Annotated in this window: 14 protein-coding genes; 11 read left to right on the forward strand and 3 right to left on the reverse strand. The window is 53.2% G+C overall.

The genetic code is table 11. The features are described 5' to 3' along the window. Positions 1–27: 27 nt before the first annotated feature. The 6 genes from topA to acnA all read left to right on the forward strand — a co-directional run bounded on the left by topA (position 28) and on the right by acnA (position 7,605). On the forward strand, positions 28–2,625 hold the full coding sequence (topA, locus tag F3J26_RS05420; RefSeq protein ID WP_008461318.1) for a type I DNA topoisomerase: 2,598 nt from the start codon (positions 28–30) through the stop codon (positions 2,623–2,625). Between the two features lie 198 nt (positions 2,626–2,823). Beyond that, positions 2,824–3,798, forward strand: coding sequence for an HTH-type transcriptional regulator CysB (gene cysB / locus F3J26_RS05425; protein WP_008461319.1), 975 nt, complete (start codon positions 2,824–2,826; stop codon positions 3,796–3,798). A gap of 314 nt (positions 3,799–4,112) precedes the next feature. After that, entirely contained in the window at positions 4,113–4,271 is a 159-nt protein-coding gene (locus tag F3J26_RS05430; protein WP_502706581.1) for a YmiA family putative membrane protein, read from the forward strand. A 2-nt stretch (positions 4,272–4,273) separates the two neighbouring features. Beyond that, entirely contained in the window at positions 4,274–4,444 is a 171-nt protein-coding gene (locus tag F3J26_RS05435) for a YciX family protein (RefSeq protein WP_157141453.1), read from the forward strand. Between the two features lie 158 nt (positions 4,445–4,602). Further along, positions 4,603–4,701, forward strand: coding sequence for a small membrane protein YmiC (gene ymiC, locus F3J26_RS22650; protein ID WP_286180188.1), 99 nt, complete (start codon positions 4,603–4,605; stop codon positions 4,699–4,701). A gap of 228 nt (positions 4,702–4,929) precedes the next feature. Beyond that, a complete protein-coding gene (gene acnA, locus F3J26_RS05440; protein ID WP_166992086.1) occupies positions 4,930–7,605 on the forward strand; it encodes an aconitate hydratase AcnA in 2,676 nt (891 codons plus the stop codon). 48 nt (positions 7,606–7,653) lie between these two features. On the opposite strand, the gene ribA is transcribed toward acnA, so the two are convergent. Then, the gene (gene ribA, locus F3J26_RS05445) at positions 7,654–8,244 is read right to left on the reverse strand and encodes a GTP cyclohydrolase II (RefSeq protein WP_008461322.1); all 591 of its coding nucleotides are present in this window, start codon (positions 8,242–8,244) and stop codon (positions 7,654–7,656) included. A 206-nt stretch (positions 8,245–8,450) separates the two neighbouring features. On the opposite strand from ribA, the gene pgpB reads away from it, so the two are divergent. The 5 genes from pgpB to yciH all read left to right on the forward strand — a co-directional run bounded on the left by pgpB (position 8,451) and on the right by yciH (position 12,094). Continuing rightward, positions 8,451–9,215, forward strand: coding sequence for a phosphatidylglycerophosphatase B (pgpB, locus tag F3J26_RS05450; RefSeq protein ID WP_166992090.1), 765 nt, complete (start codon positions 8,451–8,453; stop codon positions 9,213–9,215). Positions 9,216–9,355: 140 nt separating this feature from the next. Next, complete coding sequence (locus F3J26_RS05455; protein WP_008461324.1) at positions 9,356–9,661, forward strand: LapA family protein; 306 nt, start codon at positions 9,356–9,358, stop codon at positions 9,659–9,661. Between the two features lie 6 nt (positions 9,662–9,667). Next, a complete protein-coding gene (gene lapB, locus F3J26_RS05460; protein WP_008461326.1) occupies positions 9,668–10,837 on the forward strand; it encodes a lipopolysaccharide assembly protein LapB in 1,170 nt (389 codons plus the stop codon). 193 nt (positions 10,838–11,030) lie between these two features. Then, positions 11,031–11,768, forward strand: a complete 738-nt coding sequence (gene pyrF / locus F3J26_RS05465) for an orotidine-5'-phosphate decarboxylase (protein WP_166992093.1) — start codon at positions 11,031–11,033, stop codon at positions 11,766–11,768. Then, positions 11,768–12,094 carry a stress response translation initiation inhibitor YciH gene (gene yciH / locus F3J26_RS05470; RefSeq protein ID WP_166873417.1) on the forward strand — a complete coding sequence of 109 codons (327 nt, stop codon included), beginning with the start codon at positions 11,768–11,770 and terminating at the stop codon, positions 12,092–12,094. The genes pyrF and yciH overlap by 1 nt, the downstream gene beginning before the upstream one ends. 130 nt (positions 12,095–12,224) lie before the next feature. On the opposite strand, the gene osmB is transcribed toward yciH, so the two are convergent. Both osmB and yciT read right to left on the reverse strand, forming a co-directional pair. Continuing rightward, the gene (osmB, locus tag F3J26_RS05475; protein WP_166992953.1) at positions 12,225–12,443 is read right to left on the reverse strand and encodes an osmotically-inducible lipoprotein OsmB; all 219 of its coding nucleotides are present in this window, start codon (positions 12,441–12,443) and stop codon (positions 12,225–12,227) included. Positions 12,444–12,702: 259 nt separating this feature from the next. Beyond that, positions 12,703–13,461, reverse strand: a complete 759-nt coding sequence (gene yciT, locus F3J26_RS05480; RefSeq protein ID WP_166992097.1) for a DNA-binding transcriptional regulator YciT — start codon at positions 13,459–13,461, stop codon at positions 12,703–12,705. Between the last annotated feature and the right edge of the window lie 10 nt (positions 13,462–13,471).

A 13,471-nucleotide genomic window follows, 5' to 3' on the forward strand; every position in this document is an offset into this window, starting at 1 on the left:
GGAAGAATTAAATAGGTAAAGGTGAAAATGGGTAAAGCTCTCGTTATCGTTGAGTCCCCGGCAAAAGCCAAAACGATCAACAAATATCTTGGAAACGACTACGTGGTGAAGTCCAGCGTCGGTCATATCCGTGATTTGCCGACCAGTGGATCAACCACCAAGAAGAGCGCTGACTCTACCGCCGCCAAAGGGGCCAAAAAGGTCAAAAAGGATGAACGCGGAGCGCTCGTCAACCGTATGGGTGTCGATCCCTGGCATGACTGGGATGCTCATTACGAAGTGCTGCCTGGCAAGGAGAAAGTGGTCTCCGAGCTGAAATCACTGGCAGAAAAAGCAGACCACATCTATCTCGCAACCGACCTTGACCGCGAAGGGGAAGCTATTGCCTGGCACCTGCGGGAAGTTATCGGCGGCGACGACACCCGCTACAGCCGCGTGGTGTTTAATGAAATCACTAAGAATGCGATTCGTCAGGCGTTTGAAAAGCCCGGTGAACTGAATATTGACCGTGTGAATGCCCAGCAGGCGCGCCGTTTTATGGACCGCGTTGTGGGCTATATGGTGTCTCCGCTGCTGTGGAAAAAAATTGCGCGTGGCCTGTCTGCCGGGCGCGTTCAGTCCGTGGCCGTTCGCCTGGTGGTTGAGCGTGAACGCGAAATTAAAGCGTTCGTCCCGGAAGAGTATTGGGAAATCGATGCCAACCTGTCGACGCCGAAGGGCGATGCGCTGCCGGTACAGGTGAGTCACCATAAAGACAAACCGTTCCGTCCGGTTAACCGCGAGCAGACCATGGCGGCCGTTAGCCTGCTTGAAAAAGCGCGTTACACCGTTCTGGATCGTGAAGACAAGCCGACCAGCAGCAAACCGGGGGCGCCGTTCATCACTTCCACGCTGCAGCAGGCTGCCAGCACCCGCCTTGGCTTCGGCGTGAAGAAAACCATGATGATGGCGCAGCGTCTTTACGAGGCGGGCCACATTACCTATATGCGTACTGACTCTACTAACCTGAGCCAGGACGCGGTGAGCATGGTACGCGGCTACATCGAAGAAAACTTCGGTAAGAAATACCTGCCGGCGGATGCCAATCAATACGCCAGCAAGGATAACTCTCAGGAAGCGCACGAAGCGATTCGTCCTTCTGACGTGGCCGTGCAGGCGGAAGCGTTAAAAGACATGGAGGCGGATGCCCAGAAGCTTTATCAGCTGATCTGGCGCCAGTTCGTCGCCTGCCAGATGACGCCAGCGAAATACGACTCCACCACGCTGACGGTGGAAGCCGGTGAGTACCGTCTGAAGGCGCGTGGCCGCACGCTGCGCTTTGATGGCTGGACGAAAGTGATGCCTGCGCTGCGCAAAGGGGATGAAGATCGCACCTTACCGGCGGTGAATCCGGGCGAATCTTTGACGCTGGTTGAACTGCTTCCAGCCCAGCACTTTACCAAGCCGCCCGCGCGTTTCAGCGAAGCGTCGCTGGTGAAAGAGCTGGAAAAACGCGGGATTGGCCGCCCGTCCACCTATGCCTCTATCATTTCAACCATTCAGGATCGTGGCTACGTGCGCGTTGAGAACCGCCGTTTCTACGCCGAAAAAATGGGTGAAATTGTTACCGATCGCCTGGAAGAGAACTTCCGCGAGCTGATGAATTACGACTTCACGGCGCAAATGGAAAACAGTCTTGACCAGGTGGCCAATAACCAGGCCGAGTGGAAAGGCGTGCTGGACAACTTCTTCACTGATTTTAGCGGCCAGCTTGAGAAAGCGGAGCAGGATCCAGAAGAAGGCGGTATGCGTCCGAACCAGATGGTTCTGACCAGCATCGACTGCCCAACCTGCGGCCGTAAAATGGGGATCCGTACCGCGAGTACCGGCGTGTTCCTCGGCTGTTCTGGCTATGCGTTACCGCCGAAAGAGCGCTGCAAAACCACCATCAACCTGGTACCGGAGAACGAAGTTCTTAACGTGCTGGAAGGTGACGATGCGGAAACTAACGCCCTGCGTGCCAAGCGTCGCTGCCAGAAGTGCGGCACGGCGATGGACAGCTACCTTATCGATCCGAAGCGCAAGCTGCACGTGTGCGGTAATAACCCGACCTGTGATGGCTACGAAATCGAAGAGGGTGAATTCCGCATCAAGGGGTATGACGGCCCAATCGTTGAGTGTGAGAAATGTGGCTCCGAAATGCACCTGAAAATGGGGCGTTTTGGCAAGTACATGGCTTGTACTAATGACGAGTGTAAAAATACCCGTAAGATCCTGCGTAACGGCGAAGTAGCGCCACCGAAGGAAGATCCGGTGCCGCTGCCAGAGTTGCCGTGTGAGAAGTCTGACGCGTATTTCGTGCTGCGTGATGGCGCCGCTGGTGTCTTCCTGGCCGCGAACACGTTCCCGAAATCTCGTGAAACGCGCGCCCCGCTGGTTGAAGAGCTGCATCGCTTCCGCGATCGCCTGCCTGAGAAGCTGCGCTATCTGGCCGACGCTCCTCAGGAAGATCCAGAGGGGAATAAAGCGTTCGTTCGCTTTAGTCGTAAAACGAAGCAGCAGTACGTGGCTTCTGATAAAGACGGTAAAGCGACCGGCTGGTCAGCCTTCTTCGTTGACGGCAAATGGGTCGTTGGTAAGAAATAATTCTGCCTGAACCTGTGAAAACCGGAGCCTGTCTCCGGTTTTTTTATGGCGCCTTATATAACTCGTTTATTATCTTTTTATCCCATCTATACAAAGTAGCTATAACTGATATAGTGAGTAAAGCAATGTCAATTTTCGTTTTTTCTGCGTCTTAACCCCGCCCATTGCGCCGGGGCCTTTGACCCTGGACGGTAAGCTATGAAATTACAGCAGCTGCGTTATATCGTTGAAGTCGTAAACCACAATCTTAATGTCTCTTCTACGGCGGAAGGGCTCTATACCTCTCAGCCGGGGATCAGTAAGCAAGTTCGTATGCTGGAAGACGAACTGGGAATACAAATATTTGCCCGAAGCGGAAAACACCTGACCCAGGTTACGCCAGCGGGGCAGGAAATTATCCGTATCGCCCGTGAAGTGCTGTCGAAAGTCGACGCCATCAAATCCGTTGCCGGAGAACACACCTGGCCTGACAAAGGCTCGCTCTATGTGGCGACAACCCACACACAGGCCCGTTATGCGCTGCCTGGCGTGATTAAAGGCTTTATTGAGCGTTATCCTCGGGTTTCACTGCATATGCATCAGGGCTCGCCGACGCAGATTGCAGAGGCAGTTTCCAAAGGCAATGCCGATTTTGCTATCGCCACCGAAGCGCTTCATCTCTATGATGACCTGGTGATGCTGCCTTGCTACCACTGGAACCGCTCCATTGTGGTTACGCCCGATCACCCATTGGCTTCGAAAGAGTCGGTTAGCATCGAAGAGTTGGCGCAGTATCCGCTGGTCACCTACACCTTTGGTTTTACCGGCCGTTCCGAGTTGGACACTGCTTTTAACCGCGCAGGGTTAACGCCGCGAATCGTCTTTACCGCCACCGATGCCGATGTGATTAAAACCTATGTTCGCCTGGGACTCGGAGTAGGGGTCATTGCTAGCATGGCGGTAGATCCGATTTCAGACCCGGATTTAGTCCGTATCGAAGCCCAGGGCGTATTTAGCCACAGCACGACGAAAATAGGTTTCCGTCGCAGCACTTTCCTGCGCAGTTATATGTATGATTTTATTCAGCGTTTTGCGCCACATTTAACCCGTGACGTGGTGGATACCGCCGTGGCATTACGCTCGAACGAAGATATTGAAGCGATGTTTAAAGATATAAAATTACCCGCCAAATAATTCCCCAGGGTATCTTCGGCACATCCGAAGATACCCGAGTCATTATTAAACAAGAATTAAACGCATTTCTTCGTCTATTCCCATTCCCGTAAATAAGCCACATCCTGCTAATGGTTATTGTGTCGCAATTAAGAGACACAGCTAGTAAATAATTCGTGGTTGCGCAAACCTGGCGTTTCGATTATTTATTTCAGGTCAAAAGATTAAATCTTTTCTCCTGCTTATTGCGCAATTTTTCTGGCTTTTGAGCTAGAGTTTCTTTAGGATTAATCCCAACTGGCGATTAGTTATACCGATTGTTTAGAAACGTTACGATAAGTGGTGTCGATTGTATGAGGCTAGCAATGTCTTCAGGCAGTGAGGAATCGCAGCAGGATCCATCCCTGAAACGTAAGGCATGGATGGCGGTGTTTTTGGTGTCAGCCTTGTTCTGGCTGGTTGTGGCGCTGGTTGCCTGGCATTTTTGGGGGTAGCTATGTCTACTCGGGATAGGGGTCCTGCACCTAAAGTTGTGGCCCGCAACAGCGGCAAACCACGAAAAGACGTTAAGAAAGAGGGAAGCACGCCACCTGAAGGCTGGACGCTGACGAAACAGCAGCAGGCCTTTATTGATTTGTTTTCTGAAGACGATAGCAAAAAACAATAAAATCGTTATTGAATTGTTTATTTTTTCTGCGGAATTAAACGTGCTTTTTATTTGCCGCAGGGCAACCTGTTATTCACTAATAATTACACACAGCAATACATTCTGGTGATTGCTTAATTAAGCAGTCTTGTTGCATATAGTCACATTGAGTTAACTCTATGAATAATAACAATGCCGTGAAATATTGGTCATGGATCGGTGCTTTCACGCTGTCTGCTTTGTTTTGGGTAGAAGTGCTGCGTGTCTTCGCGAATTAATCTTCGTTGAGTGGCTGAGCGCCGCTGTCTTACTGCTTCGAATAATCCTCCCGATTCGCCTCTCGCCCCGACATTCCGTTGGGGCGTTTGTTTATTCACGGTTTATTCCCTTCGCCTCATTTATCAATTTGGGTTGTTATCAAATCGTTACGGCAGGTTTGTGTTATCTTTAATAGTGACCCTGCGAATAATCAGGGCACTCGCTATCCCTGTCATAAAGGAGGAGCTATGTCGTTAACCCTACGCGAAGCCAGTAAGGACACTCTACGGGCGCTAAATAAAACCTGGCATTACTACAGCTTGCCGCTGGCCGCAAAAGAGCTGGGGGATATCAGCCGGTTACCTAAGTCGCTAAAAGTTTTACTGGAGAACCTGCTGCGCTGGCAGGATGAAGACTCCGTCACCCGCGAAGATATTCATGCCCTGGCCGGCTGGCTGAAACAGGCCCACGCCGACCGCGAAATTGCCTATCGTCCTGCCAGGGTACTGATGCAGGACTTCACTGGCGTACCGGCGGTGGTCGATCTTGCCGCAATGCGTGAGGCCGTTAAGCGCCTCGGCGGTGATGTGGCGAAAGTTAACCCGCTTTCCCCGGTCGATTTGGTGATTGACCACTCGGTGACCGTCGACCATTTCGGCGACAACGATGCCTTCGAGGAAAACGTTCGTCTTGAAATGGAGCGCAATCACGAGCGCTATGTCTTTCTACGCTGGGGCCAGCAGGCCTTCAGCCGTTTCAGCGTTGTGCCACCCGGTACCGGCATTTGCCACCAGGTGAACCTTGAGTACCTGGGCAAAGCCGTCTGGAGTGAAGAACAGAACGGCGAACTTGTCGCTTACCCTGACACGCTGGTTGGCACCGACTCGCATACCACGATGATTAATGGCCTTGGCGTGCTGGGCTGGGGAGTGGGCGGTATCGAAGCTGAAGCGGCGATGCTGGGCCAGCCGGTATCTATGCTGATCCCCGATGTGGTCGGCTTTAAGCTTGAGGGCAAACTGCGGGAAGGGATCACCGCGACGGACCTTGTGCTGACCGTCACCCAGATGCTGCGTAAACACGGCGTAGTGGGCAAATTTGTTGAGTTTTACGGCGACGGGCTTGATTCGTTGCCGCTCGCCGACCGGGCAACGATCGCCAACATGTCTCCAGAATACGGTGCGACCTGCGGTTTCTTCCCGATCGACGGCGTAACGCTGGAATATATGCGCCTCAGCGGGCGTAGCGAAGAGCAGGTGGCTCTGGTTGAAGCTTACGCTAAGGCGCAGGGCATGTGGCGCAATACGGGAGATGAACCCGTGTTTACCAGCACGCTCTCTCTAAACATGCATGACGTTGAGGCAAGCCTGGCCGGGCCAAAACGCCCGCAGGATCGTGTCCCGCTCGGCGGAGTGCCAAAAGCGTTTGCCGCCAGCAACGAGCTTGAAGTCAACGCTTCCCACAAAGATCGTCATCCGGTCAGCTACACGCTGGCGGGCGAAGAGCATCAATTGCCGGATGGCGCCGTGGTGATTGCCGCTATCACCTCCTGTACCAACACGTCAAACCCCAGCGTGCTGATGGCGGCAGGGTTGCTGGCTAAAAAAGCCGTCAGTCTGGGGCTGAAGCCGCAGCCCTGGGTGAAGGCCTCGCTTGCGCCGGGATCTAAGGTGGTCTCGGATTATCTGGCGAAAGCCAAATTAACCCCATACCTTGATGAGCTGGGCTTTAACCTGGTGGGTTACGGTTGTACTACCTGCATAGGCAACTCTGGTCCGCTGCCCGATCCTATCGAGCAGGCGATTAAAAAAGGCGATCTTACCGTGGGCGCGGTGCTTTCCGGCAACCGCAACTTCGAAGGCCGTATTCACCCGCTGGTGAAAACGAACTGGCTGGCCTCACCGCCGCTTGTCGTCGCCTACGCGCTGGCTGGAAACATGAACATCGACCTGACTAAAGAGCCATTAGGGCAGGATAAAAATGGCGCTGACGTCTACCTGAAAGACATCTGGCCGGGCAGCCAGGAAATTGCTGCGGCTGTCGCGCAGGTGACTACCGAGATGTTCCACAAAGAATATGCTGAAGTGTTTGAAGGTACCGAAGAGTGGCGCAGCATTGAGGTGGCGCGGTCGGCCACCTACGGCTGGCAGGACGACTCAACCTATATCCGACTGTCGCCGTTCTTTGACGAGATGGGCGCCGAGCCAAAACCAGTGGAAGATATTCACGGGGCTAACGTGCTGGCGATGCTGGGGGATTCAGTCACTACCGACCATATTTCCCCGGCGGGGAGCATTAAACCTGACAGCCCGGCGGGGCGCTACCTGCAGGGGCATGGCGTAGAGCGCAGAGACTTTAACTCCTACGGTTCGCGTCGTGGTAACCATGAAGTCATGATGCGCGGGACGTTTGCCAACATTCGTATTCGCAACGAGATGGTGCCAGGCGTTGAAGGCGGCATGACGCGGTTACTGCCGGGTGAAGAAGTTCTGTCTATTTATGACGCTGCAATGCGTTACAAAGAGCGGGGCATTCCGCTGGCGGTGATCGCCGGGAAAGAGTATGGCTCCGGTTCAAGCCGCGACTGGGCGGCCAAAGGCCCTCGCTTGCTGGGCGTCCGGGTGGTCATTGCCGAATCGTTCGAACGTATTCACCGCTCGAACCTTATCGGCATGGGCATTTTACCGCTGGAGTTCCCTCAGGGCGTCACGCGAAAAACGCTGGGGCTGACGGGGGAGGAAAAGCTGGATATTAGCGGGTTAAACCAACTGAAACCTGGCGCCAGCGTGCCGGTTACGCTGACCTTTGCCGACGGGCGCCAACAGGTCATTGATTGCCGCTGCCGCATTGATACCGGCAATGAGCTGACCTATTTCCGTCACGACGGCATCCTGCATTATGTGATCAGGAATATGCTGAAGTAAGAAACGACAAAGCCCCTGAAAAGGGGCTTTTTTACGAGATGAGCGTCTTTACTCAGACAGCAGATGGCCCATTTTGGCGGCTTTAGTGTCGAGATAATGCGCATTTTTCGGGTTACGGCCGACGATGAGCGGTACGCGCTCAACAATGTTGATCCCGGCTTCAGTCAAAATTTCGACTTTTTTCGGGTTGTTGGTGAGTAAACGCACGGCATCCACGCCCAGCAGCTTGAACATGTCGGCGCACAGCGTAAAGTCACGTTCGTCGGCGGCAAAGCCGAGCTGGTGATTAGCCTCTACCGTGTCGTAGCCTTTATCCTGCAGCGCATAGGCCCGGATTTTATTCAGCAGCCCGATATTACGGCCTTCCTGGCGATGGTAAAGCAGCACGCCACGGCCTTGTTCAGCTATGTGGGTTAACGCGGCTTCAAGCTGGAAGCCGCAGTCACAGCGCAGGCTGAACAGCGCATCACCGGTCAGACATTCGGAGTGGACGCGCGCGAGCACGGGCTCTTCACCGCTAATATCCCCGAAAACCAGGGCAACATGATCCTGCCCCGTTGCCACTTCTTCAAAACCCACCATCAGGAAATCGCCCCAGGGGGTTGGCAGTTTGGCTTCTGCCACACGTTTAAGCTGCATGTGATTCTCCAGGTACTTATTTTGACACCGTGGTGTCTGCCAGAAGTCTGGCCTGTACGTTAATGTCAGATATTTTGCCATAACGCGCGGTCGTTCGCTTCATTGACAGATTAAAAAGCCATTTTTGCCAATGACGGCATCGCGGTTTAACCTTCCTGGGCATTTTTCGGTTATTCTTTAAAGGCTTTCATTATCATGAGGTTTTCATGCAGGCAATAGCAAAACGCATCACCGCAGGCACAACGCTTCTGTTAATCATGCCGTTAATCGTCTGGTTCAGCGGCTGGAAATGGGCCCCTGGGGGCGATGAAAGCGTGTTAAAAATGCTTTATTGGGTCACTGAGACCGTGACGCAGCCCTGGGGAGTCATTACGCATGTTGTGCTTTGTGCCTGGTTTCTGTGGTGCCTGCGTTATCGCCTTAAGCCTGCGCTGATGTTATTTGCTATCCTCGCTGCCGCTATCCTTATAGGTCAGGGCATTAAGTCCGTTATCAAGAACAAAGTGCAGGAACCCCGGCCATTCGTCGTCTGGCTTGAAAAAACTCACCATATCACTACCGACCAGTTCTACACTTTAAAGCGTACTCAGCGTGCGGAACTGGTGAAAGCGCAGCTGGAAGGGCAGGATGAAATTCCCGGGTGGTTACGTAAACACTGGCAGTTCGAAACCGGCTTCGCTTTTCCTTCTGGTCACACGATGTTTGCTGCCAGTTGGGCGCTGTTGGGCGTAGGATTACTTTGGCCGCGCAGGCGGACGTTTACGCTGGTGGTATTGTTGTTATGGGCAACGGGCGTAATGGGAAGCCGACTGTGGCTGGGCATGCATTGGCCACGTGACCTGGTTGTCGCCACGATTATCTCTGGTTTGTTAGTTATTCTGGCGACCTGGCTGGCGCAGCGCTGGTGTGGGCCGCTGACTCCGCCTGCAGAAGAAGACCAGGAAATAGCCGAACGGCATGAAAAAAGTTGAGAATAGTGTTTTAACCCCCATTTCTTATGCATTCGGGGAGGTTAATGGATTCCCCGGTTTCGCCTGAAATGGTAGTTTATACCTCCGGGACTCATTTTTGGCATAGCTAAGCCAGCTGTGACCACATAACGGGATGTCATGTGAAATATTTACTCATTTTCTTACTGGTACTTGCCATCTTTGTGGTGTCTATCACTTTAGGGGCGCAAAACGATCAGGTTGTGAACTTTAATTACCTGTTAGCGCAAGGCGAGTACCGGGTGTCTACTTTGCTGGCGACGCTGTTTGCGGCAGGGTTTATTCTTGGATGGCTGATTTGCGGTCTGTTCTGGCTGCGCGTCCGTGTGTCCCTGGCCCGTGCTGAGCGAAAAATTAAACGTCTTGAGCAACAGGTTACCCCTACTACTGATGTTTCGGCGCCCGTTGTGCCGGCCGTGAAGGAATAATCTTTTATGTTGGAACTGCTGTTTCTGCTGTTACCCATTGCAGCCGCTTATGGCTGGTATATGGGGCGCAGAAGTGCGCTGCAAGACAAACAGCAGGAGGCCAGTCGCCTTTCTCGCGACTATGTCGCCGGGGTGAACTTCCTGTTGGCTAACCAGCAGGACAAAGCGGTTGATCTGTTCCTCGACATGCTTAAAGAGGACACCGGCACCGTTGAAGCTCACCTCACGTTAGGGAATCTCTTCCGCCAGCGTGGCGAGGTTGATCGGGCTATCCGTATTCACCAGTCGCTGATGGAAAGCGCGTCGTTGAACTACGACCAGCGTCTGCTTGCCGTGCAGCAACTCGGCAAAGACTACATGGCCGCCGGGCTTTATGACCGCGCCGAAGATATGTTCAGCCAGCTTATCGACGAAACCGACTTCCGCATCAGCGCGCTGCAGCAGCTGCTGCAAATTCACCAGGCAACAAGCGACTGGCAGAAAGCCATCGACGTGGCCGAACGGCTGGTTAAGCTCGGCAAAGACAAACAGCGTGTGGAAATCGCGCACTTCTACTGTGAACTTGCGCTGCAAAACATTGGCAATGACGACACGGACAAGGCCATGTCCCTGCTTAAAAAAGGGGCGGCTGCAGATAAAAATTGCGCCCGGGTCTCCATCATGATGGGGCGTATTTTCATGGAAAAAGGCGAATATGCCAAAGCGGTAGATTCGTTAAAACGCGTAATTGAGCAAGATAGCGAACTGGTCAGCGAAACGCTGGAGATGCTGCAGGTGTGCTATCAACAGCTAGGCAAACCTGACGAGTGGGAAACTTTCCTCAAGCGTTGCGTGGAAGAAAACAGCGGGGCAGTGGCAGAGCTTATGCTGGCGAGCATTCTCGAGCAGCGCGAAGGCGCTGAAACGGCTCAGATGTATATCAACCGTCAACTGCAACGGCATCCAACAATGCGGGTATTCCATCGTCTGATGGATTACCACCTGCATGAGGCGGAGGAAGGGCGAGCGAAAGAAAGCTTGATGGTACTGAGGGATATGGTGGGCGAGCAAATTCGCACCAAGCCCCGCTATCGCTGTCAAAAATGCGGCTTTACTGCCTACACCATGTACTGGCATTGCCCATCCTGCCGCGCCTGGTCAACGGTGAAACCAATTCGCGGGCTGGATGGGCAATAGCCCGCGTTTTTTAAAAATCCATACTTTAGTTACAACATACTATTAAATGCTTCATCGTCCCCAGCTTCAGCATCGTGCAACTTTCGCTTAGCAGGGGGCAATCGCGGCTGTAAATTTACCTGGCTGACGAGTAGAATGCTGCCGTTTAACTTTTTTGCGCCGCGCTGGTGCCCAACAGTCAGAAGGTTTTGCCATGAATTCAACTGCGTCATCCTCCTCCCGTGTTGCCACTGAATCGCCGATAGTCGTTGCTCTTGATTATGATAATCGCGATAGCGCCCTGGCCTTTGTCGACCGTATCGACCCGCGCGACTGCCGTCTGAAAGTTGGAAAGGAGATGTTTACCCTGTTTGGTCCACAGCTGGTGGGTGACCTGCAACAGCGCGGGTTTGATGTCTTCCTCGATCTGAAATTCCACGATATCCCGAACACCACCGCGCGGGCCGTAGCTGCTGCTGCAGAAATGGGCGTGTGGATGGTCAACGTTCATGCTACGGGTGGAGCCCGAATGATGCGCGCCGCAAAAGAAGCACTTGCCCCATTTGGGAAAGATGCGCCGTTGCTGATCGCCGTTACCGTTTTGACCAGCATGGAAGCCAGCGACCTGGCCGATCTGGGCATTACCGCCAGCCCGGCAGATTATGCCGAGCGTCTGGCGACGCTGACCAAAGAGTGTGGCCTGGACGGCGTAGTGTGCTCTGCGCAAGAGGCGGTACGTTTTAAGGCGGCGTTAGGCCGAGAATTCAAGCTTATTACCCCAGGCATTCGCCCGATGGGCAGTGATGCCGGCGATCAGCGCCGCATCATGACACCGCAGCAGGCTCTGCAAGCCGGAGTAGACTTTATGGTCATTGGGCGTCCGATCACCCAATCGGCTGACCCGGCGCAGACTTTGCGCGATATTCGCGCCTCGCTGGTGCAGGGGGCTTGATGAAAGACAATAACAGCCGGCTGGTTTACTCCACGGAAACCGGGCGTATAGACGAACCTAAAGTTGAAGTTCAGCGCCCAAAAGGCGACGGCATTGTGCGCATTCAAAAGCAGACCAGCGGCCGCAAAGGGAAGGGCGTATGCCTGATTTCTGGTATTGATGCCGACGATGCGACGCTGGCAGCCATTGCTGCGGAGCTGAAAAAGAAATGTGGCTGCGGTGGCGCGGTCAAAGACGGCGTGATTGAAATCCAGGGCGATAAGCGCGATTTGATAAAATCATTGCTTGAAGCGAAAGGCATGAAAGTGAAACTCGCGGGCGGGTAATTCGGAATAATATTAATTATTGGGCCACGGCAAATACCGTGGCCTTTTATTTTTACTGCTGTTAGTCAGACCTGAAAATTAACACGTAATGAATTCGTCAAAGCGAGTTAGCTTTTGCTGGCGTCCTGCCTTATTTACCCACCTGGTGACCGATAATACCGCCTACTGCCGCACCGCCAAGCGTACCCAGCGTGCTGCCGTCGGTCAGTACTGCGCCACCCAGCGCACCGGCACCTGCGCCGATTGCCGTGTTGCGGTCACGCTTAGACCAGTTAGAACATGCACTCAGGGACATTGCGAGGGTAATAGCCAGCATTGCAGCGGCCATTTTTTTGTTATTTAAGGTCATCATACTTTCTCCAGAATAATTGATTCACGGAAGCCAGTCTCAGGTAAGTATAGTAAGAATTCACCACTTTACCGGGCGGTTCGTGAAACGATGTCGCGATATAAGCTTAAAAAAGGGCAGGTGCGTTTATTACTCCCTGTTATATCGCTAAATTCTATTCTATTTTTTCCGTATGATTAACACAGGTAAAAACTCTTAATTCCAGCGTGGGAATATTCTGAGAGAGAAGAAGCCCACGCGCGGCGCGGGCAGCAGAGATTTAGACGGCGGCGTAGGGGTCAACAATATCCACCTGCAGGTGGACTGCTTTCAGTTGCTCCAGCGTCTCCTGGCTAATTGCGGCGTCGGTGATAACGCGGTTGAAGCGTGAAATCGGGCCCAAAGTATACGGATGCACGTTGCCAAACTTGCTGCTGTCCGTCAGCACAATGGCCTCGCTACCTTTCTCCAGCACAGAATTCACCACGTCGGTACGCAGCATATCGCGCCCGGTAAAACCGGTTTCCGGCAAGAAACCGTCGATGCCGATAAAAGCCTTACTGAAATGCAGCTGCTGGATAAACTGGCGGGTAAGCGGCCCGACCATGCTTTCGCTTTTCTTCTGATAGATCCCGCCGACCAGAATGACTTCACAATCGGTGTCTTTCAGCAAATGGGCGATGTAGCTGCTGACGGTGATCAGCGTGACCTTTTTTTGCTCCGCCAGAGTACGGGCGAGAAGCGCGTTGCTGCTGCCGTTTTCGATAAACACGGTTTCACCATCACTCACCAGCGAGGCGGCATATTGCGCAAGCTGCAGCTTGAGGGTGTAGTTGTTCATCATGCGAGTTTCAACATCATCGCTATCCAGCGGGACAGCAAAGCCATGCGTGCGACGAAGGTAATTATTTTTTTCCAGCAGGTTCAAATCCTGGCGGATGGTGACTTCTGAAACGCCGGTTGTTTTCGCCAGAGAGGCGACGCTAACCCGGCCTTGATCGATAACCATCTGCAGGATAATTTGTTGTCTTGAGTTCATGTCAGCCAGT

This window comes from Enterobacter sp. Ap-867, assembly GCF_011752855.1.
GTDB lineage: Bacteria > Pseudomonadota > Gammaproteobacteria > Enterobacterales > Enterobacteriaceae > Cedecea.